Raw genomic sequence first — 25,317 nt, 5'->3', positions numbered from 1 at the left:
CAGGGGGCGGTGTGCTTTTTTAAACTTCTTGTGCTGTCTGTCGAAAAAAGGGATCAAAAAGCAGCGCTTCGCACAAGAGAAACCTGTCGAAATAAGGCGAACGCCGTGGACGGCGAAGGCCCCTCTAAAATTGGTTATAGAGGAATTGGGGGGCGGTGGAGAAGTCGGTACAGAGGAGCCCGATGTAGATGCCTATGAAGAGGAGGAAGAAAAAGGCTGTCCACCCCAGGAAGGAGAGCCAGGGGTTGCCCTTAATCCGCCTGATAAAACTGGTAAATCTGTTCATCTAGATACGCCCATCCCTTCCAGCCCAGGTGCATGATGTCTCTCAAAAAATAGGGCTCGTATTCCCGGTCGGAGTAGTCGGCCAGCTGCACCCCGTTTTGCTCGGCGATGTTGCGGATGTTTTGGTAGTATGTTTCCCGGTCTGTCTTTGAAGAGCCGGTGTAATCATACCAATAGCCGTTGACCGGCACGCTCACCAGCATGACTTCTATGCCGGTCTCCCTGCACACCTGTAAAAACAGCTCTAAGTCCTCATATTCCGGCGAATTGGAAGATGTCAAATTGCGATTGGAGGTGCGAATACCGGCGTCCCGCACCTTCGACATCTTATTAAAAGAGGTGTCAGAAATGTAAAATGGGTTGTTTGTACAGGACTGCTCCCCCTTCTCCTCGGCCGATTCCAGTAGAGCTTGAAAATCGATTTCAGAAGTCTTTACTCTCTCGGGTGCGGTGGGGAGGGTTAGGGCGCGAGGGTTATACCAACCCTCGCGGCTCAATTTGGGGTTTTCCTGGGTCCTAACCACATTGTACTTTGACTGTATCTCCAAAAATTGCTCTGTCAAATTTAAATAGAGGTAATCAAACGGATCGATGTCTCCTGTCAGATAGATCTTCTCATAGAGCTCGACCCTCTTTTTCTGTTTCGGATCCTTTTCCAACAGGCTCTTACAGCGCTTGACCACCCTCTTCTTCGTCCGGTCACTAATGCGCTTATTTTTCATAAATCCGTCAAACATCTGTGGATAAAAGCGGCTGGAAAAAGCGCCTGAAGAGACACCGTCGGCGGTAAACCACTGGGGAGACAAGATCAATACGACTTTGTTGGACTTGCACTTGTCAGCCAAGGCCCCCAGATGGATGGCATGGCTCAAGCTCTGGTTGTTTGGCGCCCCCATGACAACTGTCTGAAAGTCCCCGTTTCCATTGTTGAATACAATTTGGGGGTGGGTGTTCTCCTCTCCCAGCGAAAGTTCAGAAGAACCCAAAAGCAAAACACTGTTTTCATTTAGTATGTCATCAAATGCGTCTGGACAGTTGTACTTTTCCAAGCCGGTATTGTAAATTAAGTTGTCTCTCAAGTGAAAGAGGCGGGTGTCCAAAACTTTTGATGAGCCCCAAACGCAGCCCAATGCCAAAACTGCCGCCAAAAGAAATGCCATTCCTTTTTTCACGTTGTCCATTTCCCCCCTTCGGTTTTGCCGCAGCAGTTCTCTTCCCGTTTTGACAATCCAGAGACCATACCACTTCTTGTTTGAAAGGCCTCATCCACTGGCAGTTCTGTCGCTCGCGCCGATACTACGCCATTCTCGACTGGATTTGCGCAATGATCTTTCGGGGGGTATCAAACTCACTTCTCTCCAGTTCCGAGGGAGAGATCACCACGCCAAAATCGTCCTCGATCTGTACCAGCAGCTCTGTAAAAGCGAGAGAGTCGATCAACCCCGTCTCGTAGAGTTCTGTGTCCAAATCCTCTCTGACGATCGCATCGTCACAGAGTTCTTCCAGCATTGCAAGCACCTTATCTTCCATCGTCCATCTTCCTTTCTCATTGTCGATCATCTGTTTACATCAACTTCAGCAGGGCAACCTGAATCACCTCGGTAAACTTGCCCGAAAAAACAAAAAAGCCAAACATCACCAGGTGAAATGTGACAAACCAGGATACGACTTTATACCATGTCTTCTTCTTATTGTTTTTATATATCTTGGACTTCTTTTGATAAACTTCCGTAGCGGCGAGGAGAACGCCGTGATAAAGCCCATAGAGAATGTAATCAACTGTCAACCCATGCCAGAGGCCCATCACCAGCATGTTCACGACCAGCCCTGCCGCCGCCCCGTTCAGGCGGCTGGAAAACCACTTTTTGCGGATGGCGTTCATCATAAAGCGGGAGAAGAGAAAGTCCCGGAACCAGTGGGAGAGGGTGATGTGCCAGCGGTTCCAGAAGTCCTTCATGTCCACGCTCAAAAAGGGCTTGTCGAAGTTCTCCGGGGTATGGATGCCCAGGATGTAGCTGACCCCGATGGCCATCAGGCTGTAGCCGGCAAAGTCGAAAAAGAGGTAGAAGCCGTAGCTGTACCCGTACCCCGCCAGCGGCAGGGGGCGGTAGCGGTGGGCAAAACGGCCCATCACCTGGTAAAACAGCTGGGAGAGGGCGTACTTGTAAAAGAGCCCCAGGGCGATCTTCTGCAACCCCGTCCCCAGCAGTTTGCGGTACTCCTCCCGGGAATAGACGGTGTGCCAGTCCGCCAGAAAGCGGCGGCTGCGGTCGATGGGGCCCGAGCTGATGGCCGGGAAGAAGAGGAGGAAGCTGGAGAGCTCCAGTCCGCCCATCTCCTTGATGACCCCGTCGTATATCTCGATGATGACCTGCAGCACCTTAAAGCTCAAGTAGCTGATGCCCAGAAAGCCGAACACGCTCTTGCCAAAGAGACCGGAGAACTTGTAGAGCAGAAGCGGCGCCAGGGCCAGGGCCACGAAGTGGCCGTAGATCACGCTGTTGCGGCCGAACTTGCGGCGCAGCAGCAGGTAGCCCTTGACGGCGTGCAGTTCCAGCAGATAAAAGCCCGCCAGCCAGAGCAACTGCGCCGGCTGCCCGCCGTACACCAGCCAGATAAAGAGCAGCGAGAGGGCGAAGCTGTACCCCTTGAGGGACCTTTCCCGCAGCCCCAACACCGCCGCCGGCACCAGGGCCGCCGCCAGCACCAAAAAGAAGCGCAGATCGCTGTAAAAACTCACCTTGCCAGCCCTCCCAGCGCCTTGCGGTCCACCTTGCCGTTGGCGGTCATGGGGAGGGCGTCCAGAAAGACGAATTTCTTGGGGATCATGTAGGCGGGGAGGAACTGGGCCAGCTCCCCCCTGGCCCGCTGAGAGGCGGCAAAGCCCCGCTCCCCCGGCCAGTCCGCCGCCACATAGGCCGTCAGGCTGCGGATGGTGCCGTCCCGCTCCTGGGGCAGCACCACCGCCCCCCGAACGCCCGGCAGCCGGCAGATGTTCTGCTCGATGTCCTCCAGCTCAATGCGGTAGCCGTGCAGCTTGATCTGCAGGTCCAACCGGCCGCAGTAGTGCAGTTGCCCGCCCCGCAGGTAGCCCTTGTCCCCGGTGCGGTAGAGGCGGTACTCGACCCCCGCCACCCGCCGGGTGCCGAAGGCGCGCGCGGTCAGGTCGGGGCGGCCGAAGTAGCCGCTGCTCACCGTGTCTCCCACGATGACGATCTCCCCCCGCTCCCCCTCGGGCAGGTCCTCCCCTTCCGGGCCGGCAATAAAGAGCCAGGTGCCCGGCTTGGTGGCCCCCACCGGCAGGGGTTCGTCGGCGGCCGCCAGGGCGGGGGTGATCTCCACCTGGGTGATGGCCACGGTGGACTCGGTGGGGCCGTAGGTGTTGATGACCTTGGCCCCGGGAAAGCGGCTGTGCAGCTTTTGGGCGGTGGCGTTTTGCAGCGTCTCCCCGCAGAAGAGGAAGAGCCTCATGTCGGGCAGCAGGGCGCTGTCAAAGCGCCGGTCGGCCAGGCAGACCTCGGCAAAGGAGGGGGTGGAGACCCAGACCTGGGCCCCCGACCGCTCCAGAGAGGAAAAGAGGGCCGCCGCGTCCTGCTGCACCTCTTTGGGCAGGGTCCATAGGGTGCCGCCGGTGTAAAAGGCGGTGTAGAGGTCCATCACCGACAGGTCAAAGGAGAAGGGGGCCTGGTTGAGAAAGACCCGGGGCGCCTCCGCCGGGAAGCCCTCCCCCAGCTGGGAGGACCAGTCCAGAAAGTGGTCGAGGCAGTCGGCGGTAATCTGCACCCCCTTGGGGGTACCGGTGCTGCCGGAGGTAAAGAGGATGTAAAAGAGGTCCTCCCCCTCCACCGGGCGGAGGCCGACAGGGGATCCTCCCCTCTCGGCCAGGGCGGTCAACTCGGCGGCGGCCAGCACCGGGCTCGGCGGCCAGCACCAGCGGCGGGTCGGCCGCCTCGACGGTGCGGGCCACCCGCTCGGGGGGAAGGGAGGTGTCCACCGGGCAGTAGCCCCGACCCGAGCGGGCGCAGGCCAAAAAGCACAGGGGCACCAGGGGGCCCTTGTGCCCGTAGACCACCAGGGGAGCGCGGTTTTCCCCCAGGCGGCGCTCCAGCGCAGCGGCCAGACGGCCCGCCCCCTCCCACAATTGACGGTAGGTCAGCTCCCCCTGGGGAGAGCGGTAGGCCAGGGCGTCCGGCCGGGCGGCGGCGTGGCTGGCGATGGCGTCCAACAAGTTCATCGGCGATTCCCCTTCCTCGGGCCCCGCAATCGGCTATCAAACGATTGCAAAACCCAAAAACGCAGAAAAACAGCGGGGGCGCCACTGTTTTTCACTGGTGTTGTCTTCCATTATAAGGTGGCGATAATTTCCTGTCAACCGGCGAGAGAGGGGGCAAAAACGGGATGGGTGCGCCACTTTTCGGGGACAAACCCCACCGCGGCGGGGTGTGGCGGGGAGGCGGTGGCTTTTCAGCCCGAAAAGGGCGGCAATAAATTCATAAAATCTTCAGCAGTTTTTGGGCTGCACGTCATAAAAAAGGGGGAAACTGCCCCGCCTGTGTCCCCTTTTGTGCCGAGCGCAGAGCAGTTTTCCCCCTCACCGCTCTGTCCGGTGCGCCGATTTGCAATCCCCACCCCTTTTTCAGCCGCTTTGCAGCGCAGGTGGTTTCGCCGCCCCCACCCGTTTTGGCGCGCAGTACAAAGAGAGCAGCTCGCCAATCTGTGCAGCCGCCCTTCCCGCTGCATTGGACAGGGCTGCCAAAAAGCACCGGCTCGAGAGAAGGCTGGGTCTCTCCCCTCCCTTTGCTCTGCACCCGCCAAAAGGGCGCCGGTACATCCGGCGCCCTTTTGAAAATGGGGAGGAGATCGTATGCCCGACAGGAAGAGGGGTGGCGTCCCCCGCCCCATCGGTATGGCTGCCTATGCGTCGGGAAAGACCGCCGCGCGAAAGCGGCGACAGGCGGCCTCGACGCCGTCGGGCTGGGAGAAGACTGCAAAGGCCCCAGCCACCAGGGCGTCTGCCCCGGCGGCGGCGCAGGCGCGGCCGTTTTCCGGGCCGATGCCCCCGTCCACCTCGATGAGGAGGGGAAGGCCCTATCGGTGCAGCGATGCGTCGGGAAAGACCGCCGCGCGAAAGCGGCGGCAGGCGGCCTCGACGCCGTCGGGCTGGGAGAAGACTGCAAAGGCCCCAGCCACCAGGGCGTCTGCCCCGGCGTCTGTACAGGCGCGACCGTTTTCCGGGCCGATGCCCCCGTCCACCTCGATGAGGAGGGGCCGGCCCAGGGTGCGGCGGAGGGCGGCCAGGCGGCCCACCCGCTCCACCGTGCCGGGGAGGAACGCCTGTCCCGAAAACCCGGGCTTTACCCCCATCAGGAGCACCCAGTCACAGAGATCCAGATAGGGGCTCAGGGCCTCCACTGGCTCGTCGGGGTTCAGGGCCAGGCCGGGGGCGATCCCCGCCCGGCGCATTTCCCTTAAAAGGGCGGCGGTGTCCACCGGGCAGCCCAGGTGAAAGGCCGCCCGCTCCACCCGGTTCTGGGTCAATTGGGGGAGGTAGTCCCCCGGGTTTTCCACCATCAGGTGGCAGTCCACCGGCAGGGGCGAGGCGGTGCGGACCGCCCGGATGAGGTCAAAGTTGAGGCAGAGGTTGGGGACGTAGTGGCCGTCCATGATGTCCAGGTGATACCAGTCGCAGCCGCCCCGCTCCAGGGCGCGCAGGTCGTCGCCCAGGTGGAGCCAGTCGGCGCAGGCCAGGGTCGCGGTGAGGATGCCCATTTGATTCGCCTCCCCTTTCTAGCGGGTGCCCGAGATCTTCGAGTAGGGCTGCCCCGAGGCCGCGGGGCCGGTGGCCCCCTTGATGGTGAGGGCCAGTACGATGATGCTGGCCACATAGGGGATCATCTGCACGAACTCGTGGGGGATGGGCGAATTGGGGATGATTTGAATGTAGAGCTGCACTGCGTCAAAGAGGCCAAAACACATGGCTGCGGCAAAGGCCCCGGTGGGGGTCCAGCGGCCCATGATGATGGCGCCCATGGCCAGATAGCCCCGGCCGGCCACCATCCCCTCCTGGAACAGGTTCATCTGCCCCACCGAGAGGAACGCACCGGCCAGCCCGCCCAGGAAACCGGAAATCAAAACGCCCAGAAACCGCATGGCCCCCACGTTGATGCCGGCGGTCTCGGCCGCCCGGGGATGTTCGCCGCAGGCGCACATCCGCAGCCCCAGCGGGGTTTTGAAGAGGACGAAGTTGCAGACAAACAGCAGGATGAGGGCGATGTAGACGATGGGGGAAAAGTCGGCCAGGATGTTCCCCACCAGGGGGATGGGGCGCAAAAACTCGGTGGTGGCAATGGTGTTGACGGTGGGGGACATCCCCTTTTGCCCGAAGATGGCCTGCAGCCCCACCGAGCAAAAGCCGGTGGCCAGCAGCACCAGGGCCTGGGAGGAGACCCCCTGTGCCCCGCCGCAGACGATGGAGACAAAGCCGTGGACGGCCGAGATGACCACGCCGACGAGGACGGCCAGGAGAACGCCGAACCAGGGGTTGCCGGTCCAGTAGGAGCCCAGCACCGCCAGGAAAGCGCCCATACTCATAATGCCCTCGAGGCCGATGTTGAGGATGCCCGTGCGCTCGGAGATGGTGGCCCCCATGGCGGTGATGGCGATGGGGGTGCCCAGACGGATGGTGGCCAAAACGATGTAAGACAGGGCGCTAAGCATGTGCCACACCTCTCTTCTGTGCTTTTTTCATGAGGTAGCGGATAAAGTTTTCGGAGCAGACAAAGATGATGATCAGCCCCTGGACGATGGAGACGAATTCGGAGGAGACCCCGGTGCTCATCTGCATCAGCGCCGCGCCGTTGCGCATGGCGCCGAAGAGGAATGCGGTGAGCAAAACGGCGATGGGATTGCTCTTGGCCAGCAGGGCCACGGCAATGCCGGTGGGGCCGTAGCCGGGGGAGTAGTCGGCAAACATCCGGAAGACCGAGCCGTGGATCTCCAAACAGCCTCCGAGCCCGGCGAGGGCGCCGGAGATGAGAAGGGCCAAAAACATGTTGCGGTCGACATTGATGCCGGCGGAGCCGGAGGCATTTTTGTTGATGCCGGTGGCCCGCATCTCATAGCCCCACTTGGTCTTGTTGATGAAGATGTAGACCACGATCACAGCGAGGACGGCGATCAGGATGCCCGAATTGATGTTGTAGGGCCGCCCGATGAGGGCGGGCAGGCGGGCGGTGTCCTGCATCTTCTCGGTGGCCGAGAGCTGGCCCCCCGAGGTGACGAAGACGCTGATGACCAGATAGGTCAGCAGGAACTTGGCGATGTAGTTGAACATGATGGTGGTAAAGACCACGCCCACGTTCTTTTTCAGCCGCAACCAAGCGGGGATAAAGGCCCAGGCCATGCCGCCCAGCATGCCGCAGAGCAGGCAGACCGGCAGGTGGATGATCGCCGGCAGCTTGAGGTAGATGCCCGCCAGGCAGCCCAGCAGCGCGCCGATGATGAGCTGGCCCTCGACGCCGATGTTGAAGACCGAGCCCTTTCTGCCCACGGCGATGGCCAGACCGGCCAGGATGATGGGGATCATTCGGTTGATGGTGCCCGCAATGGCGCTGGGGGTACCCAGCGCCCCCTTGAAGAGGGAGGCGTAAGCGGTGAGGGGATTGACCCCCAAGATGGCAAGGATGATGCCGCCGGTGATGATGGAGAGCGCAAAGGCAATGAGGGAGATGGAGCACTCCAACCCCATTGCGCGCAGCTTCTCCGAACTCGGTTTCTTAAATTTTTTGGTGGGTCTCTCCTTCGCGGTCACCGAAGGGGGCCGCTCAGCGGTTGACTGCTTCATCGATATCCTCCTCTCCGTCTACACCCAGCATGTACTGCCCCAGAAGCTCTTTGGTGATCCCCTCGTTTTTCAGCACCTTGACGATGCGCCCTTTGAAGAGGACGGCAATGCGGTCGCTGACCTGTAAGATCTCATCGAGTTCGAGGGAGAAAAGGAGGACCCCTTTTCCGGCGTTTCGCGCCTCCACCAGTTTTTCCTGCACAAAGGAGATGGCCCCCATGTCCAGGCCGCGGGTGGGCTGGATAGCCATGATCATCTCGGGGTTGGCGCTCATCTCCCGGGCAATGATGATTTTTTGCTGATTGCCGCCGGAGAGCTTGCCGGCGGGGTCGTCCAGGCTGCCGCAGCGGATGTCGAAATCCTCCTGGAGCTTTTGTGCGTTCTGGTCGACCTTTTTGCGGTCCAAAAAGGCCCCGTACTTGAGGAAGCGGCGCTGGTCTTGAAACCCGAGGACCAGATTTTCCTTGACCGAGAAGTCCAGCACCAGGCCGTCCTTGTGCCGGTCCTCAAAGATGACCCCCACCCCTTTTTTCTTGATTTCCTTGACCCCCATCTGGGAGATGTCCTCCCCCTTAAAGGTGAGGCTCCCCTCGCTGGGGTGCAGCTTGCCGCAGATGATGTTCTCCAACTCCTCCTGGCCGTTGCCGTCCACCCCCGCAATGCCGAGGATCTCGCCCCGGTGCAGTTGCAGGTCGATTTGATGGAGTTTTTGAACCCCCTGGCGGGTCTTGTAGGAGAGATTGTTCAGGTCCAACAGCACCTCGCTGTTGTCCACTTGGACGCGCTCGCCACCCCCCATGATCACCTCTCGGCCGACCATCAGCCGCGCCAGCTCCGCCTGGTTTACTTCGGAGATGGGCTTGGTGCAGACCACCTTGCCGCGGCGGATAACGGTGACCCGGTCGGATATCTTCTCCACCTCGGCCAACTTGTGACTGATAAAGATGATGGTCTTGCCGCTGTCCCGCAGCCGCATGAGGATGTCGCAGAACTCGTCGATTTCCTGGGGGGTGAGGACGGCAGTGGGCTCGTCGAAGATGAGGATCTCCGCCTTGCGGTAGAGGATCTTCAAAATTTCCACCCGCTGCTGCATGGTGACCGACAGTTCACTGACCTTTGCGCTGGGGTCGATGCCCAGCCCGTACTGTTCGGAGAGCTGGCGCACCTCCCTCTCCGCTTTGGGGTAGTCGATTTTCAACCGGCTGCCCACCTCCATCCCCAGAATGATGTTCTGGGTGACGGTGAATTTGGGGATGAGCATAAAGTGCTGATGCACCATGCCCAGCCCGCTGGCGATGGAGTCTTTGGGGGAGTGAAAGCGGACTTCCTTGCCCCGCAGATAGATGCTCCCCTCGTCAGGTTGGTTGAGTCCGTAGAGAATGCCCATCAGGGTGGATTTGCCCGCCCCGTTCTCCCCCGCCAGGGAGTGGATCTCCCCCTGTTCGATGTCGAGCGAAATGTGGTCGTTCGCAATCACGCCGGGGTAGATTTTGGTGATTCCCTTTAGCTCGATGATCTTCTCCCGCACCTCTGGTTCACGCCCTTTCTGTGCAGCCGGACGGCGGCCCTTTTTCGAGGCCGCCGTCCGCCGTTCTATTTACGCCGGGAACTGGAAGCTGTCAAACTCTTCCTTGGTGGCCGGAACTTTGATCTTGCCGTCGATGACATCCTTGCGCAGGGCCTCCACCTGGTCGATGGTCTCCTGGGGGATGGTCGCCTTCAGGGTCTCATTGGTGGTGTAGAGCAGGTCCACGCCCTCTTCTTTCAGGCCCATCTCCACCGGGGTGCCGCCCTTGAAGTTGCCCTCGGCAATCTCTTTGAGGAAGCGGTAGCAGGTGTTGTCCACCCGTTTGACCTGGCTGGCAACGATGCGGTCGGGCATCAGGTGGAACTGCCCGTCGGCAGCGCCAAAGGTCCAGCAGTTCCCGCCGCGCTCAGAGGAGGCTTGGAAGACGCCCACGTTGCAGGCCGCAGCCGCCGGGGCGATGTAGTCGACCCCCTGGTCATAGAGCATGTTGGCGATCTCCTTGCCCTTGTTGACATCGGTGTAACTGCCGGTCTGGGTAGAGGTGACGGTGGCCTTGGGATTGACGTACTTGACGCCCGCCTGGAACCCGTAGTCAAAGCGGTTCATGATGACGTTGGAGTTGGAGCCGATGAAAGCCAGCTTGTTGCTCTTGGTCAACTTGCCCCCCAGGGCGCCCAGCAGGAAGGCCGCCTCCTGCTCCCGGTAAAAGGCGGACGCCACATTTTCCAGATCGGAGATGGCGCAGTCCGGGCTGACAAAGTAGACATCCGGGTACTCCGGCGCCAGTTCCTTGATGGTGTCCTGATAGGTGTCGGCCGGGAAGATGATGACATTGATCCCCTGGCTGATGAGGGAGCGGGCGGTGTTGGCCGCGTCGGCTGCCGACACCTTCTCGATCTTGTTGAGCTCAAAGCCAAACTCGTCGGCCGCCTTCTGGCAGCCCGCCAGCGCCACGTCGGAGAAGCTCTGGGTGCCAAAGCCGCCCGAGACGACGATGGCCGCCTTGATTTGGACCTTCTTCTCCCCGTCTCCCTTTGCCTCTTCGCCGCCCCCACAGCCGGTCAGGCTGCCCAAGCAGAGAAGTCCCGCCAGAGAAGCTGCGAGAATGCGCTTCCCCAATTTCCAATTTTTCATCTCGATTTCCTCCTTATTTTTGCGGACAGATCGCGCCTGAACGCTCTCCGTCACTGAAAAGATGGACAAAACTTAAGAATAGCTGCGCAGGCTGTCGAGGAAGAGCCGCACAAACCCCTCTCTGTCAATGGAGTCGACAAACCAGAGATTGCGCTCCTCCTCGCTCTTGCCGTAGTAATTTTCCATGTCGATGACGGTGAAACCGGTGGTGATCTCCCCCTTGCACTCCACATCGCAGTAGTACTTGGTGGCGGTGAAGAGTTCGGGGTCGGTCAGGTAGGCCACCGTGGCTGGGTCGTGTAGCCGTGCCACCCCCTTGAAGCGGCGGCCGGCCTTGAGTTCCTGCTGGGCGGACTGGGGTTGCCCCTCTGACTTGGCGTTTCTGCCGTATCCGCCGAGGATGGCGGTGGTCATTCTGGCCGCCGGGTTGTCGATGCGGGCGATCTCCTCCACCTCTTCGGCGAGCAGATAGGCCTCTCTGGTGGTGTCCAGCGGGCAGGCGTAGATGGGGACCCCCGAAAAGAGCAGCTCTCGAACCCCTTCCGGGTCCACCAGAACGTTGAAGGTGGTGATGGGGGTGGGATTTCCCGTGCGGTAACTGGTGCCCATGAAGACGATCTTGTCGATTTTCTCCTTGACCTCCGGACAGCGGCGCAGCAGCAGGGCGATGTTGGTCACCGGGCCCAGGGCCAGAATGGCGACCTTCTCTTTGCTCTGGAGCAACTTGTCCCGCAAAAACTCCCAGGCGGGTGCGGCCACAAGGGCCTCGTCGTGCAACTGGTCAAAGGTCCACCCCCGCAGTCCGTTGTCTCCGTGGATATAGGCGGCGTCCACCAATTCGCGCTCCAGAGGCTTTTCCTCTCCCCTGGCCACCGGGATGTCTCCCCTGCCCAGCAGGTACAGCACATTGCAGGTGTTGGGGGTGGTGTGGCAGAGGGCCACGTTGCCCGCCACCGTTGTGACCCCTAAAATATCGAGTTTGTCGGATGCGCAGGCAATCACGAGGGCCATGGCGTCGTCGATGCCAGTATCTACATCGATCAGTACGGGGATCTTCTTCATCTTTTCCTCCTATCTTCCCCCACCAAAAGGGGGGCACTTATCCAAATTGCAGAGGGCTTTCGCACCTTCTCAGCTGTTTATCAAATCGGGGGTAAAGTGGCGAACGCTCTCGAGGAACAGCCGGGCAAACCCGGCCCGGTCGATGGAGTCCACATACCAAAGGTTGCGCTCCTCCATCGATTTGCCGTAGTAATCGTCCATGTCGATGATGGTGAAGCCGGTGGTGAGTTCCCCCTTGCACTCCACCTGACAGAAGTATTTCTGTCGGGTGAAGTAGTCGGGCCGCAGCAGGTAGGCCACCACCGCCGGGTCGGGCAGGTGGGCCAGCCCCTCCTGGTTCCAGTCCCGCTCCCCGTCCTTCTGGGCCAGGCAGCCGCCCTTCTGGCCGATGCGGTCGCCGTAGCCGGCCAGGGTGCGGGAGACCATCTTCGCCACCGGGCCGGGAATGCCGGCGATCTGCCGGCACTCCTCGGGGGTGAGGGTGGCGTTTCTGGTGGTGTCCAGGGGGAGGGTGTGCAGCTCGACCCCGCTCTTTAAAAGGATGTCAAAGGCCTCGGGGTCCACCAGCACATTGAAGGTGGAGACGATGGTCGGGTTGCCGCAGCGGTAGGAGGCCCCCATGAAGAGGATGCGGCGGATGCGGGAGCTCAGCTCGGGGTACTGCTGGAGAAAGGCCGCCACATTGGTGGCCGGGCCCAGGGCAACGATGGTCACCGGCTCCTCGCTTTCGGTGAGGACCCGGGCCATCTGCTGTTGGGCGGTGAGGGGGGAGAGGGCCTCCAGGTGCTCCCCCTGGAACTGGTAGCCCCGCAGGCCGTTCTCCCCGTGCACCTCGGGGGCCCGCAGCAGCGGGCGCTGGAGGGGGCCCGGCAGCCCCTGGGAAACCGGGATGTCGCCCCGGCCCAGCAGGTGCAGGAGGTTGCAGGTGTTGCGGGTGGTGTGGTAGAGGGAGGCGTTGCCCGCCGCCGTGGTCACCGCGCGGATGTCCAGCTCCTCGCTGGCACAGGCCATGATCAGGGCGTAGGCGTCGTCGATGCCGGTGTCCACGTCCAGCAGCACAGGTATCTGTCTCAACTGGCCGCCCTCCCTATTTGCTGGGGAAGGAGAAGGCCGCGAACTCGTCCTTGGTCGCGGGGATTTTGAGCTCCCCGCTGACGACCTTCTGGCGCAGCTCCTCTACCCGATCCTTCACATTTTGGGGGATGGTGGCCGCCAGCTCTTCGTTGGTGGTGTAGAGCAGGTCGACGCCCCCCTCTTTGAGGCCCATCTCCTGGGGCTTCCCGCCCTTCCAGTTGCCCTCTACCGCGTCCTTGAGGAACTGGTAGCAGACGTTGTCGATGCGCTTGACCTGGCTGGCGAGGATGCGGTCGGGCATCAGGTGAAACTGCCCGTCGGCGGCGCCGAAGGTCCAGCAGTTGCCCCCGTGCTCTTTGGAGGACTGGAAGACGCCGGTGTTGCAGGCCGCGGCGGCGGGGGCGATGTAGTCGACCCCCTGGCTGTAGAGCAGGTCGGCCATCTCCTTGCCCTTGTTGACGTCGGAGACGCTGCCGGTGTACATCGAGATGACGCTGGCGTTGGAGTTGACATACCTGGCGCCGGTCCGATAGCCGTACTCAAACCGGTCCATGACCACATTGGAGGTGTGGCCGATGAAGGCCACCTTGTCCGACTCGGTGAGCATCCCCGCGAGAGCGCCCAGCAGGAAGGCCGCTTCCTGTTCCCGGTAATAGGCGGAGGCCACGTTTTCCAGGTCGGGAACGGCGGCGTCGCCGCTGATGAAGCGGACGTCGGAGTTTTCGGGGGCCAGCTCCTCGATGGCGTCGTTGAAGAAATCGTTGGGGGAGATGATCATGTTGACCCCCTGGCCGATGAGGGAGCGAATGGTGTTGCTGGCGTCGGAGGAATTCACATTCTCGACCTTGGTCAGCTCAAACCCGAACTCGTCGGCGGCCTTCTGGCAGCCGGCAAGGGCCACATCCTGAAAACTCTGGGTGCCGAAGCTGCCCGAGATGATGATGGCGGCCTTGATGTCGCCCCCCTTTTTGCCTGCGTCCCCCCCTTCCTTTTTGTCGCCGCAGCCGGCGAAGGCGGTGAGGCAGAGGCAGCCCGCGAGAAGGGCGGCCAGGGTCCGTCTGATCGATTTACCCGTGAACATGTGAAATCCCTCCTTAAAAATTGGTCTGTGTAGGCGCGGCCAAGGGGCGCGCAGCGATCCGTTCAGTTGAAATCGAATTTCCCTCGGTCGCTCACTCCCCCTTCATGCACAGGTGCACCGCCGCGGTGGTGAACGCCTTGGGGAGGGCGAGGATGTCGGGGTGCTCTCCCAGGTACTTCTTCTGGGCGTCGGCCAGGGCCTCCTCAAAGGTGGCCCGGGTCTTCATCCCCATCCCCCGGGCGTAGCCGGGCTGTTCGGCCCCCACGATGTAGATGGCGGCGGTGTTCATCTCGGCGATGTGGCCGCAGCTGATCATCGAGAAGCCGTGGAAGGGGTGAAAGCCGTTGCAGTAGCGGTAGCGGCGGATGTACTCCTCGTTGGTGGCGAAGTACTCGCCGTAGCGGTTGACGTCCCGCAGGGTGTTCATGTGGTCTTTCTGAAAGAGCTCGTAGATCTCGCGGTAGCCGGTGAAGAGCTCGTCGTGGAAGTAGCCGTTGCAGGTGGAGGAGCAGATGACCACGCAGCGGTCGCTGAGCACCCGCTTGTGGCGGATGATCTCGGCCGAGATGGCCTGCATCATCATGATGGGGTTGGTGCCCATCCCGTCGCCGTAGTGGAAAAATTGGGGCATGCCAAAGACCAGCACGTCGTACTTCTTCTCGGCCCAGTGGACGTAGGTGCGCCGGTCGGCGGTCTCCCAGCTCTTGGGCTGCATCACCTTGGCCCAGCCGCTGTTGATCTCGATCTGGCGGGAGCGGGTGTCCAGCACCGCGTCGCAGCAGAAGAACTTCTTCCCCATCCGCTCCTCCATGTACTGGCCGATCTCGTCGAACTTCTGGCGCATGAGGGAGTGGCTGCTCACCGGGGTGAAATCGGGGCGGTGCATCACCGCCGGCACGTGGTGGGAGGCGATGGAGCGCCAGTGGGTGATGCCGGTGGCGCAGTGCTTGTAGCCCCCCGAGTAGCCCCCGTAGGGGTTGCCCTGGGTGTGGCCGATGAGGACGGCCACGTCGGCTTCGTAGACGTATTTGTTCACCAGCACCGGGTCGCCCCGCGGGGTGGTGCCCAGGTCCACCAGGTGCTCGTAGTCCTCGCTGTCGTGGTTGCGGATCTGCCCGGTGGGCCAGAAATCGGAGAAGAGCTCCTCCCCCAGCACCCGGCGGATCTCCTCCTCGGTGTTCTTGCGGTGCAGCCCGTTGGAGCACAGCAGCAGGATGTCTTTTTTCTCCACCCCGGCTTTGTAGAGCTCCTCCAGGACGATGGGGATGGACACCTTGCGGTGGGCGGTGGGCTGCTCGCCCCCCTTGACCCGGTCGGGGAAGACGATGACCACCTTGGAGCCCTTGTGGGCCAGCTGGGAGAGGGGGGGCATCCCCATGGGGTGGAGGATGGAGTCCCGGGTCGCCTCCACCAGCTTTTCCTCGGGGATGCAGGGCGGGTCGGGGACCGTCTCCCCGGGGATAAAGACGTCGGTGTCGTCGGGCAGTTGGGCGCTCATCATCCCCTGCCCGTACTCAAATTCCAGTTTCATGCGATTTCCTCCTTGGCATCAAAATAGGCCGCGGCGATCTGGGCGAACTCGTCCGGGTAGAAGCCGATCTCCCCAGCAAAGCGGGTGAGCCCCACCAGCCCGCCGTCCAGGTTGGGCAGGGACCCGAAGGCGGCGGCATTTTCGGCCTTCAGCCCCCCGCCGTAGACCACCGGCAGCCGGACGATCCCCTTGATAAGGGCGGCGATCTGCCCCACCTCATCGGCGGTGGGCACCGGTTTGCCCGGGCCGATGGACCAGATGGGCTCATACCCCAGCACGATATTGGGCGCCCCGTCCACCCCGGGCAGCCCCTGGCGGAGCTGGCGGCGGAGGACGGCCTCGCGCATCGGGATCTCCTCCGCGGTCTCGCCGATGCAGAAGAGCACCTTGAGCCCGGCCGCCAGGGCGCAGCGCACCTCGTCGCAGAGGAGGGCGTCCACCGCGTCGGCGTCGCCGGTGAGGGCCATCTTGTCGGCCCGCTCCTCGCTGTGGCCGATGAGGGCCCAGGTGCAGCCCAGGGAGCGGGCGGCGGTGGCGGTGCGAAAGGTGGTGAAGGCACCGAAGTTCCCCCCGGGGGCCACGTCCTTTCGGTAGACCCCCTGGCAGCCCACGGCCACCGCCGGCCCCGGCCCGGCCGCCGCATCCACCGCGGGGAGGAGGTGGGCCTCCGGCAGGAAAAAGACCGTCTCCACCCCCGGGCGCTCGGCCAGGGCGGCCCGGCTCTGGCGAACCAGGGCCTCGCCCCACTGGGCCGGCGGGCACTGGGTGTTGATGCCCCCCAGCGCGCGAGGAATGTCGAATCGCTTTAGGTTGACGAATAGGTACTGGGTCAAATCCCCTCTCCCCCTCTTGTTGCTTCTCGGGCATCCCGCCCAATTTCTACCCACATCATAGCCGATTTTGGGGGTTTGTAAAGAAAAATGTTTGCAAACGTTCTCATATCGTTATCCTGCCTATAATTCCCGTATTTCATTGTACATTCTGTCATAAAAACGGGGTATAGGAAAACTATTCCTCTTTTCTTCTGCTTTATCTTGCAAACGCAGTCCCGCCGGTGTACAATTTAGAAAAAATCGAGAGAGGTTTGGCGGCTGTTTTTCAAAAAGATGTTGCAATCGTTTTCACTCATTTGTCACAGGACGCCCCAAAACAGGTGACCGGCCATGACACTCAAAGAAATCGCCCGGGAGGCAGGGGTCTCCATCTCCACCGTCTCCCGGATCATCAACGACCCCAACCACCGCACCGCGGCCCCCGAGGCCGCCGAGCGGGTGTGGGAGATCGTCCGCCGCACCGGCTACACCCCCAACGAGGCGGCCAAGGCCCTCAAGAGCCGGGACCAGAACCCCGCCCCCCGGCCGGCAGGGCGGACCATCTCCTGCGTGTTCGCCCGCACCGAGATGTTCTCCCGCCAGTTTCAGGACCAGATGATGCCCTCGGACCAGTTCTTCGCCGAGATCTTGCGGGCGGTGGAGAAGGAGGCCATGGTGCAGGGCTGCTCGCTGGGCTTTTCCTTCTCGGCGGTCAATCTGGACGACTTCAAGACCGACCGGATGCTGGAAAACCTGGACAAGGGGGGCGTGGTGGTGCTGGGTCGCCCCCGCAAGGAGCTGCTGGGGCGGCTGCAAAAGCTGCGCAACGTCATTGTGGTGGGGCTGGCCTCCGGCGGGGCCGACTTCGACCAGGTCATCTGCGACGGGTACAAGGCCGCTATCCAGGTGCTCGAACACCTCTACCGGCAGGGGCACCGGCGCATCGGCTATCTGGGAGAGGTGAAAAACGAGGTCCGCTTTGACGCCTATATGGACTTCATGTTGGAGCGGGAACTCCCCTTTTCGGAGGAGTACATCTACGAGTCGGCCCTGACCATGGAAAACGGCTATTTCGGCATCAAGCGGATGTTTGCCTTCCCCCGACTGCCCACGGCGGTCTTCTGCGCCAACGACATCAGCGCCATCGGGGCGGTGAAGGCCATTCGGGAGTTCGGGCTGCACATCCCCCGGGACATCTCGGTCATCTCCATCGACAACATCGCCATGAGCCAGTTCACCACCCCCTCCCTCACCACCGTGGACGTGCCCAAAAACGAGCTGGGGAAGGTGGCGGTGAAGCTGTTGCTCGACCGCATCGAAAAGGGCCACACCCTTCCCCTAAAGGTGGAACTGCCCTGCAAGCTGATCGTGCGGGAGAGCTGCCGCCCCCTGGAAAAGGGGGAGCGGGAGTAGCCGCCCCCTTTCCGCCCCGCCGCCCCACAGCCAAAAGCGCCCCCGGAGACCGCGGTCTCCGGGGGCGCTTTTGGCTGTGGGGCGGCGGGGCGAGGCCCTGGGGCAGGGCGCAGGTGAAAAAAGGGCGGCAAAAGGCCCCCGGCGCGCCGGGGGCCCCTCTCCCCTCTGGGTTGAGAGGGCAGTGCCGCGAAATGGGGCCGCGCTGCGGGTGACAGGCCCCCGCGGCTTTGGCAGGGGAACAGGGCTAGAGGCGCTCGTCCTCCCAGTCCTCCCCGTCTGTCTGTTCGCCGTCGTGAAAGTCGTCGTCGCAGGCGTGACCGCCGTCGTCCAGCAGCTCGCCCACCCGGATCTTGCGGGAGAGCTTCATCTTCTCCACCTGCTGGTGGAGGGTCTCCTTGACCTCGCGGGGGTGGCGGATGTTTTTCAGTTCCAGCACCGGCATGGTCTTGTCTGAGGACTGGACCAGCACCGAGCCCACCCCAAAGATGCGCTGGCCCAGGGTGATCTTCAAGCTGATGTCCCGCACCCGGTAGAGGAGCACCTCTTCCTGCCGGGTGTTGAGGAGGCCGGTCTCCAAAAAGAGGCGGTCTTCGGACATGGAGTAGCGGGTAAAGGTGATGGGCATCCCCAAAATGCGCTTGCGGTCTTTCCAAACGATTGGCACTTCACTGACCATCTGGCAGTCCTCCTTGGCTGGCTTTTCTCCATTGTACCAGGGCGGGGCCAAAAAGGCAATCTACCCGACCTGGCCCCGGCCCTCCAACCCCTCCAGCTGCTCCAGCCAGAGGGCGGCGCTGGAATCGCTGGGCATCCGCCAGTCCCCCCGGGGGGAGAGGGAGAGCGCGCCCACCTTGGGCCCGTCGGGGAGGGCCGAGCGCTTGAACTGCTGGGCGAAAAAGCGGCGGTAGAACAGGCGCAGCCAGCGCAGGATCTCTTCTGCCGAAAAGGCCCCGGCAAAGGCGGCACAGGCCAGCCGGTAGACCTTGCGGGGCGGCTCGCCCCAGAGAAGGGTGTGGTAGAGGAAGAAGTCGTGCAGCCGGTAGGGGCCCACCAGCGACTCGGTGCGCTGGGCGATCTCGCCCCCGGCCCCGGCGGGGAGCAGTTCGGGGCTGACTGGGGTGGCCAGTATATCCCGCAGGACGGCGGCGCTCTCCCCTCCCGCCCGGTCGGCGGCAAAGGCGACGAGGCGGCGCACCAGGGTCTTGGGCACCGAGGCGTTGACGGCGTACATCGAGAGCTGGTCGCCGCCGTAGGTGGCCCAGCCCAGGGCCAGTTCCGACAGGTCGCCGGTGCCCACCACCAGGCCGCCCTCGGCGTTGGCCAGGTCCATCAGCACCTGGGTGCGCTCCCTCGCCTGGGCGTTTTCGTAGGTGGTGTCGGTGCGCCCCTGGGGGTGGCCGATGTCGGCCAGGTGCCCCTCCACCGCCCGGGAGATGGGGATTTCCCGAAAGGAGGCCCCCAGAGAGAGGGCCAGTCGGCGGGCGTTCTCCCGGGTGCGGGGGGTGGTGCCGAAACCGGGCATGCCCACCGCCAGGATGTCCCCCCGGGGGCGGCCCAGGGCGTCGGCCGCCCCGGCGCAGACCAGCAGGGCCAGGGCGGAGTCCAGTCCCCCCGAGACCCCCAGCACCGGGCGGCAGCCGGTGTGGCGCAGCCGCCCCGCCAGCCCCGCCACCTGCAGGGCGAGGGTCTCCCCGCACCCCGCCTCCCGCCCCGGGCCGGGGGCGGGGACAAAGGGCTCTCGCTCCACCGGGCGGGTGAGGGCGGTCTCCGCCACTCGAACGGAAAAGGGGACCTGCCGGTATCCCTTCTCCGGTGGGGGGAAGGTGCCCATCCGGCTGCGCGCAAAGGCCAGGTGCTGCAGGTCCAGCTCGCTGCAGGTGAGCCCGCCCTGGAGCAGCGGGCTCTCGGCCAGGAGAACGCCGTTCTCGGCGATGAGGCTGTGCCCGGCAAAGACCAGGTCGGCAGTGGACTCCCCCGCCCCGGCCGAGGCGTAGAGGTAACCCGCCAGCAGCTGGGCGGACTGTCCGGCCACCAGCCGGCGGCGGCAGGCGGCCTTCCCCGCCGTCTCGTTGCTGGCCGAGGGGTTGGCGAGGACGGTGGCCCCGGCCAGGGCCAGCCCCACCGAGGGCGGGAGGGGGACCCACAGGTCCTCGCAGATCTCCACCCCCAGCACCCAGTCGGGCAGTTCCCGGCAACAAAAGAGCAGGTCGGCCCCAAAGGGGACCCGCTGCCCGCAGAGGAGGATGTCCTCCCCGCCGAACGGGCCGGGGGTGAACTGGCGCCCCTCGTAAAACTCGCCGTAGTTGGGGAGGTTTCGCTTGGGCACCACCCCCAGCAGCCGCCCGCCCTGCAGGACGGCGGCGCAGTTGTAGCGCTTTCCCCCGGCCCGCACCGGCAGCCCCGCCACCGCCACCAGCTCCCCCAGCTCCCCGCTGGCCCGCAGCAGGCTCTCCAGGGCGGCCTCGCCCCCCTGGAGCAGGGTCGGCTGCAAAAAGAGGTCGCCGCAGCTGTAGCCGGTGAGCCCCAGTTCGGGCAGCACCAGCAGTTTGACCCCCTGGGCCGCCGCCTCCCGCAAAAGCCGGATGCTGGCCGCGGCGTTGTAGGAACAGTCGGCCACCCGCAGGTCGGGGCTGCCCACCGCCACCTTTAAAAATCCATCTCTCAAAACCCCTCACTCCCCTTCTCTGCCAGTCTGCCCCGGGGGCGGCCGGCCGATGCCAAACGGCGAGAAAAAAGGCGTCTCGGAGAGGGTTTCTCCGAGACGCCTTTGTCTCTTTTTTTCAGTATACTCCCGGGCGGGGCGGTCTGCAAGGCCTAGCGCCAGGGCTCCTCCCGGCAGAAGGCGAGGCACTCCTCCAGGGGGACCGCCGGGCTGTAGAGATACCCCTGGAACCGGGTGCACCCCAGGGCGATGAGGGCGTCGCGCACCTGCGCGGTCTCCACCTGTTCGGCCACTGTGTCGAAGGAGAGTCCCGTCCCCAGGGAGACCAGGGAGGAGACGATCTCCCGGCTGCGGGCATTCTCGGTCACCTGGCGCACCAGGGAGCCGTCGAGTTTGACGTAGCGGAAGGGGTTTTCCTGCAGATAGCGCAGGGAGGTGTGCCCCATGCTGAAATCGTCCACCGAGACGGGGATCCCCGCCGCCCAGAGGCGGCCGATGTTCCCCGACACGTGCTCGCGGTCGATGAGGGTGGTCTCCTCGGTGACCTCCAGCCCCAGGCCGCCGGGCTGTACCCCTGCGCCCTGGGCCATGGCGATGATCTGCTCGACCAAAATCGGATCGTCCAGCTGGGCGGCCGTCAGGTTGACCGAGACCGAGAAGGGCCGTCCCAGCGCCGCCCGAAAGGCCTCGGCGGCGCGGCAGGCCCGCCGCAGCGCCAACTCGGTGAGCTGGTCGTAGACCCCCTCCTCCTGTGCCAGGGAGATGGCCAGGGGCGGGTAGACCAGCTGCCCGCCAAAGCGCCATCGCAGCAGGCTCTCGGCGCCGAAGGCGCGGCCGTCGGCGTCCACCTGAGGCTGGTACCAAAAGGGGACCGCGCCGGTCTGCAGGTCCGCCCGCAGGCGGGAGGCCAGCCGCTTGGCCGCCGCCCCCAACTGCCCGCCCCGGTCGAGGAAGCGGGGCCGCTCCCCCGTCCGCTCCCCCGCCTGAAAGGCGTCGGTGAGGGCGCGCAGCATCTCCTGCTCGCGGCCGGAGCGCACCCGGTCGGAGAGCTTGACAAAGGGGGCGTAGATGGCGGTGCCCGCCGCCACGATCACCAGCTGCACCGCCGCCCCCCGCCAGGAGTCCACCGCGATGTAGCCGCTGAAGAGGACCGGGGTGGTCCAGGTGACGGTCTTGGTCACCACCGGCAGAAAGCCCACCCAGGTGGCGAAGTAGGCGATGCACAGCGAGCAGATGGGCACCAGGATAAAGGGGATGAGGTAGATGGGGTTCAAGATGACCGGCAGCCCGTAGACCAAGATCTCGTTGATGCCGAAAAGGCCGAAGGGCAGCGAGGCCCCGGCCAGGCGGCGGTCGTCCTTGGAGCGGGAGAAGAGCAGCAGCGCCAGCAGCAGGCAGATGGTGGCGCCGCAGCCGCCGATGAGGGCGAAGTTGTCGAGGAAGGACTTGCAGACGACGGCGGTGGGGTCGGCGTTGGCGGGGACGAAGAGCCGGGTCGCCACCTGGTCGAGGGCGTTGCCGCCGTGGATGCCGAACATCCAGAGGGTGCCCTGCAGGGCGGTGAAGAGGATGCCGCCGGACAGGTCGTTGCCCGCGCGGGAGAAGAGGGCGCTGGCCCCGGCGGTGATGAGCTCGTTGAGACTGGCCACCCCGGCCAGCCAGTCCAGCGCCAGGTTGCCCGCGGCAAAGACGGCCACGCAGAGCAGGGCGGGGGCGATCCCCCCCATGGCGGCGCGAAAGCCCTCGTCCGCCCCGGCGGTGGAGAAGCGAAAGCGCCGGGGGGCGTGCTCGCCCAAAAACACAAAGAGCCTGGTGCCCGCCACCGCGCACAGCAGGGCGGTGAACACCCCGGTGGAGCCAAAGCCCGCCAGCCGCTCCGCCGGGGCGGACTGGCCGAAGGTGGCCACAAAGCAGGCCACCGAGAGGGCCATGGCCGTCACCTGGGTGAACAGGTCCCCCTCCCGGCAGGCGCCGGCGTAGTGAAAGCCCACCGCCCCCGCCACGAAGATGGAGAGCAGACCGAAGGTGCTCTCCCCCACGCAGGCGAGGAACCGGTCCAGCGCACCGCCCCAGAGGGTGGGCAGGGCCGCCTGAAAGGCGGGCAGGGGAAAACTGCGCAGGAGCAGCGCAAAGGCCCCCACCATCAGCAGGGGGACAAGGGTGATAAACCCCTTCTTAATGGACGAGAGCACCCGATTTTGCTCCAGCGCGTACAGCGCCTGCATTGCGCGTTTTCCCATGGCGGCAAATTGCCTCGTTTCTTCCCTTCAAAAAAAGGAAATTTGTCATTATTGTAACATATCCCCCTAGGCACTTACAATACAGCCAAGGGGTCATTGGGCGCAAAAAGCCAAAATTTCCAACCTTTCCCTGCAAATTGGTCTCACCGGGCAGGGGATGTGGTATACTGAAAAAAAGGCACCGGTCCCCCTGGGAGCCGGCGCCCTGACAAGTCATTCAAAAAGGAGCTTTTGCCGTGCGAAAAACAAGGGGCCATCTGGCCCGCAAAGCCGTGGCGGGGGTGCTGGCCCTGGGCCTGACCCTCTCCCTTTCCGGCTGCGTCAAAAAGGGGGAGCAGGCCCGGTTCGACCAGTACCTCTCCACCCTGCCCACCGCCATTCTGGACAGCGACTCCCTCGACATCAACTACCTGTTTCAGGACCCGGAGGCCCACGGCTTCTCCCTGGAACTGCTGCAGCTCCCCTACGCCAACGCCGAGGACTACCAGGAGAGCAAGGCCACCTGCCAGGAGATTTTAAAGAACCTGAAGGGCTTTGACGAACAGTCGCTGGACCCCTCCTCCCGGCTGACGCTGCAGATCCTCAAGGACTCCTTTCAGCGCACCCTCCTCACCCTGGACTACTATTCCCTGGACAACAACTACCTGGGCAGCTTCCTCGGCTTTCAGGCGCAGCTGCCCATGCTGCTGGAAAACTTCTACTTCGAGCGGCAAAACGACCTGGACAGCTACTTTAACATCCTGCGCACCTGCGGGGAGACCTTCCACCTCTACGCCGAAAATGAGCGGGCGCGCCAGGAAAACGGCTGCGGCATGTGCCAGAGCATCCTCGACAAGGTCATCGAGCAGTGCGAGACCTTTGCCGCACAGGAGACCCCCTACCTGGCGCCCATCATGGACGAGAAGATCGACGGCTGCGCCTTTTTGAGCGAGGGGGAGAAGGCCGAGGCCAAGGCCACCAGCCGCCGGCTGCTGGAGGGGGAGCTGATGGCCGCCTACCGCCAACTGGCGGAGGAGCTCTCGCAGATCGACGCCCCCGAGGAGGAGCTGGGCCTCGCCCACCAGCCCGGCGGCAAGGACTACTACCTGGCGCTGCTGCAAAAGAATACCGGCATCGACTGGGAGATGGACGAGGTCAAGACCTTCCTGCACACCCACATGGCCCAGGCTGCCACCGACATGGGCAAGCGGATGCAGGCGCTGCAAAAGAGCGACCCCGCCGTCTACCGGGAGCTGATGGAGGGGGCCACCCCTGCCTACTCCCGCTTCTCGTCGGTGGAGGAGACGCTGGACTACCTGGGGGAGGCCATGTTGCAGGACTTTCCCGCCACCGAAAACCTCACCTACCAGATCCGCTGGGTGGACGAGTCGATGAAGGACAACTTCTCCCCCGCCGCCTACCTGAAAAGCCGGATCGACAAGCCCCTGGGCAGCCCCCAGATGATCTACATCAACGGCGAATACAGCACCGACCTCTTCTCCACCGTCGCCCACGAGGGCTACCCCGGCCACATGTACCAAAACACCTATTTCCAAAACCTGCAACTGCCCACCATCCGCTATATGATCGACTACAACGGCTACTCCGAGGGGTGGGCCACCTATGTGGAAAACAGCAGCTACAAATACGCCACCGAGGACCGGGAGCTGGCCGAGCTCTACGCCTACAACAACCGCTACACCCAGTGCGTCATCGCCCTGGCGGACATCGGGCTGCACTACGACGGGTGGAGTTACGAGCAGTTTGCCGCCTTTTTAAAGACCTATTTCGGCGACGAGATGGACGACGAGGTCCTCCGCTCCCAGTTCTACCTCAACCTGGAGACCCCCACCAACTACCTGCAATACTACCTGACCGGCATGGCCTACCAGGACCTGTATGACGGCGCGGAAGAACAGTTGGGGGAGCGCTTCTCCCCGGTGGAATTCAACCGGGTGCTGCTGGAGACCGGGCCCGCCAGCCTGAATATCCTGCAACAGCAGGTGGACAGCTACGTCAAAACCGCCAAGGGCGGGGCGCAGAAGGCGGCCTGACGCTCTCCTTTGAACGGCCTCTGCCCGAACGCTTTTCCCCGTCCCGCGAAAGAGAGGGCCGACCCCATAGGGGGGTCGGCCCTCTCTTTTCTGCGGCAAACAAAAAAGGCCCGCCTAAAGCGGCAGGCCGTAGAGACAGGCAAAGCCAAAGAGGAGCCCGAAGGCCGCCCCGGCGACGGTGTCCCGCGGGAAGTGGACCCCCGCCAGGGGGCGGACCACCGCCATCCCCGCCCCGGCGAGAAAGACCGGCAGCCCCAGCCAGGGGGAGAGGTACCAGAAGGCGCAGCCGATCAAAAAGGCCGAGGCCACATGTCGGCTGGGGAAGGAGCGGCCCGCCTTCTCCCGCCCGATGAGGGGGGCGATGGGCAGGGCCTCGTAGGGGCGGGGGGCGTTGTGGAGCCGCCGAAAGACACTCACCAGCAAAAAGCCGGCCGCCGGCACCCAGAGCACCTTCCAAAAGCGGACATCCCGCCGCCAAGCCAGGGCCAAAAGGCCCAGGGGGTAGGCGCAGTAGACCAGCCGGGGCAGCCAGCGGTTGGCCGCCTTGAGGGCAGCCAGACGGCCGGGCCGGGCCAAAAACCAGCGGCGGACCCGCTCGTACTGCGGCGCTGTCACAACC

22 protein-coding genes and 1 pseudogene are annotated in these 25,317 nt (G+C 63.4%); 2 read left to right on the top strand and 21 right to left on the bottom strand.

Annotated elements, in window-relative coordinates:
- Nucleotides 1–124: 124 nt before the first annotated feature.
- The 17 genes and pseudogenes from BN3266_RS13845 to BN3266_RS07535 form a co-directional block, all read right to left on the bottom strand.
- Nucleotides 125–286 carry a hypothetical protein gene (locus BN3266_RS13845; protein ID WP_021661028.1) on the bottom strand — a complete coding sequence of 54 codons (162 nt, stop codon included), beginning with the start codon at nucleotides 284–286 and terminating at the stop codon, nucleotides 125–127.
- A complete protein-coding gene (gene dltD / locus BN3266_RS07600; protein WP_059004683.1) occupies nucleotides 252–1,466 on the bottom strand; it encodes a D-alanyl-lipoteichoic acid biosynthesis protein DltD in 1,215 nt (404 codons plus the stop codon). The genes BN3266_RS13845 and dltD overlap by 35 nt, the downstream gene beginning before the upstream one ends.
- A gap of 115 nt (nucleotides 1,467–1,581) precedes the next feature.
- Nucleotides 1,582–1,815 carry a D-alanine--poly(phosphoribitol) ligase subunit DltC gene (gene dltC / locus BN3266_RS07595; RefSeq protein WP_059004682.1) on the bottom strand — a complete coding sequence of 78 codons (234 nt, stop codon included), beginning with the start codon at nucleotides 1,813–1,815 and terminating at the stop codon, nucleotides 1,582–1,584.
- Nucleotides 1,816–1,849: 34 nt separating this feature from the next.
- Complete coding sequence (gene dltB / locus BN3266_RS07590) at nucleotides 1,850–3,025, bottom strand: D-alanyl-lipoteichoic acid biosynthesis protein DltB (RefSeq protein WP_059004681.1); 1,176 nt, start codon at nucleotides 3,023–3,025, stop codon at nucleotides 1,850–1,852.
- The gene (locus BN3266_RS07585; RefSeq protein WP_059004680.1) at nucleotides 3,022–4,197 is read right to left on the bottom strand and encodes an AMP-binding protein; all 1,176 of its coding nucleotides are present in this window, start codon (nucleotides 4,195–4,197) and stop codon (nucleotides 3,022–3,024) included. Before BN3266_RS07585 ends, dltB begins: the two co-directional genes overlap by 4 nt.
- A 22-nt stretch (nucleotides 4,198–4,219) precedes the next feature.
- A pseudogene (locus tag BN3266_RS14530) lies at nucleotides 4,220–4,519 on the bottom strand (AMP-binding protein); the annotation flags it as partial.
- A 680-nt stretch (nucleotides 4,520–5,199) separates the two neighbouring features.
- The gene (locus tag BN3266_RS13840) at nucleotides 5,200–5,358 is read right to left on the bottom strand and encodes a hypothetical protein (protein WP_154669018.1); all 159 of its coding nucleotides are present in this window, start codon (nucleotides 5,356–5,358) and stop codon (nucleotides 5,200–5,202) included.
- Nucleotides 5,359–5,373: 15 nt separating this feature from the next.
- Nucleotides 5,374–6,054 (bottom strand): ribulose-phosphate 3-epimerase, encoded by a 681-nt coding sequence (locus BN3266_RS07580; RefSeq protein ID WP_059004679.1) that lies wholly within the window; start codon nucleotides 6,052–6,054, stop codon nucleotides 5,374–5,376.
- An 18-nt stretch (nucleotides 6,055–6,072) separates the two neighbouring features.
- Nucleotides 6,073–7,002, bottom strand: coding sequence for an ABC transporter permease (locus tag BN3266_RS07575; protein WP_059004678.1), 930 nt, complete (start codon nucleotides 7,000–7,002; stop codon nucleotides 6,073–6,075).
- On the bottom strand, nucleotides 6,995–8,128 hold the full coding sequence (locus tag BN3266_RS07570; protein ID WP_082671727.1) for an ABC transporter permease: 1,134 nt from the start codon (nucleotides 8,126–8,128) through the stop codon (nucleotides 6,995–6,997). The genes BN3266_RS07575 and BN3266_RS07570 overlap by 8 nt, the downstream gene beginning before the upstream one ends.
- Nucleotides 8,109–9,656, bottom strand: coding sequence for an ABC transporter ATP-binding protein (locus BN3266_RS07565; RefSeq protein WP_059004676.1), 1,548 nt, complete (start codon nucleotides 9,654–9,656; stop codon nucleotides 8,109–8,111). The genes BN3266_RS07570 and BN3266_RS07565 overlap by 20 nt, the downstream gene beginning before the upstream one ends.
- A 69-nt stretch (nucleotides 9,657–9,725) precedes the next feature.
- Entirely contained in the window at nucleotides 9,726–10,790 is a 1,065-nt protein-coding gene (locus BN3266_RS07560; RefSeq protein ID WP_059004675.1) for a BMP family lipoprotein, read from the bottom strand.
- A 72-nt stretch (nucleotides 10,791–10,862) separates the two neighbouring features.
- On the bottom strand, nucleotides 10,863–11,852 hold the full coding sequence (locus tag BN3266_RS07555) for a nucleoside hydrolase (RefSeq protein ID WP_059004674.1): 990 nt from the start codon (nucleotides 11,850–11,852) through the stop codon (nucleotides 10,863–10,865).
- 69 nt (nucleotides 11,853–11,921) lie between these two features.
- Nucleotides 11,922–12,926 carry a nucleoside hydrolase gene (locus BN3266_RS07550; protein ID WP_075109708.1) on the bottom strand — a complete coding sequence of 335 codons (1,005 nt, stop codon included), beginning with the start codon at nucleotides 12,924–12,926 and terminating at the stop codon, nucleotides 11,922–11,924.
- 13 nt (nucleotides 12,927–12,939) lie between these two features.
- Nucleotides 12,940–14,007 carry a BMP family lipoprotein gene (locus BN3266_RS07545; protein ID WP_059004672.1) on the bottom strand — a complete coding sequence of 356 codons (1,068 nt, stop codon included), beginning with the start codon at nucleotides 14,005–14,007 and terminating at the stop codon, nucleotides 12,940–12,942.
- A 91-nt stretch (nucleotides 14,008–14,098) separates the two neighbouring features.
- Complete coding sequence (locus BN3266_RS07540) at nucleotides 14,099–15,538, bottom strand: lactate racemase domain-containing protein (RefSeq protein ID WP_059004671.1); 1,440 nt, start codon at nucleotides 15,536–15,538, stop codon at nucleotides 14,099–14,101.
- Nucleotides 15,535–16,371, bottom strand: a complete 837-nt coding sequence (locus BN3266_RS07535) for a triose-phosphate isomerase (protein ID WP_059004670.1) — start codon at nucleotides 16,369–16,371, stop codon at nucleotides 15,535–15,537. Before BN3266_RS07535 ends, BN3266_RS07540 begins: the two co-directional genes overlap by 4 nt.
- A 330-nt stretch (nucleotides 16,372–16,701) precedes the next feature.
- Between BN3266_RS07535 and BN3266_RS07530 the strand changes: the two genes are divergently transcribed.
- The gene (locus BN3266_RS07530) at nucleotides 16,702–17,763 is read left to right on the top strand and encodes a LacI family DNA-binding transcriptional regulator (RefSeq protein WP_059004669.1); all 1,062 of its coding nucleotides are present in this window, start codon (nucleotides 16,702–16,704) and stop codon (nucleotides 17,761–17,763) included.
- Nucleotides 17,764–18,007: 244 nt separating this feature from the next.
- Here the strand turns inward: BN3266_RS07530 and BN3266_RS07525 are convergent, their stop codons facing one another.
- The 3 genes from BN3266_RS07525 to BN3266_RS07515 all read right to left on the bottom strand — a co-directional run bounded on the left by BN3266_RS07525 (nucleotide 18,008) and on the right by BN3266_RS07515 (nucleotide 22,650).
- Nucleotides 18,008–18,439, bottom strand: coding sequence for a PH domain-containing protein (locus BN3266_RS07525; RefSeq protein ID WP_059004668.1), 432 nt, complete (start codon nucleotides 18,437–18,439; stop codon nucleotides 18,008–18,010).
- Between the two features lie 60 nt (nucleotides 18,440–18,499).
- Nucleotides 18,500–20,428, bottom strand: a complete 1,929-nt coding sequence (locus tag BN3266_RS07520; RefSeq protein ID WP_059004667.1) for an NAD(+) synthase — start codon at nucleotides 20,426–20,428, stop codon at nucleotides 18,500–18,502.
- Nucleotides 20,429–20,577: 149 nt separating this feature from the next.
- Complete coding sequence (locus tag BN3266_RS07515; RefSeq protein WP_059004666.1) at nucleotides 20,578–22,650, bottom strand: PTS sugar transporter subunit IIC/EAL domain-containing protein; 2,073 nt, start codon at nucleotides 22,648–22,650, stop codon at nucleotides 20,578–20,580.
- Nucleotides 22,651–22,901: 251 nt separating this feature from the next.
- Between BN3266_RS07515 and BN3266_RS07510 the strand changes: the two genes are divergently transcribed.
- A complete protein-coding gene (locus BN3266_RS07510; RefSeq protein WP_059004665.1) occupies nucleotides 22,902–24,698 on the top strand; it encodes a DUF885 domain-containing protein in 1,797 nt (598 codons plus the stop codon).
- Between the two features lie 114 nt (nucleotides 24,699–24,812).
- Here BN3266_RS07510 and BN3266_RS07505 read toward each other — a convergent pair whose 3' ends face one another.
- On the bottom strand, nucleotides 24,813–25,313 hold the full coding sequence (locus BN3266_RS07505; protein WP_059004664.1) for a phosphatase PAP2 family protein: 501 nt from the start codon (nucleotides 25,311–25,313) through the stop codon (nucleotides 24,813–24,815).
- Nucleotides 25,314–25,317 lie beyond the last annotated feature (4 nt).

This window comes from Bittarella massiliensis (ex Durand et al. 2017), assembly GCF_001486165.1.
GTDB classification, from domain to species: Bacteria; Bacillota; Clostridia; order Oscillospirales; family Ruminococcaceae; genus Bittarella; species Bittarella massiliensis.
This window is presented reverse-complemented; position numbering and strand designations above follow the sequence as displayed.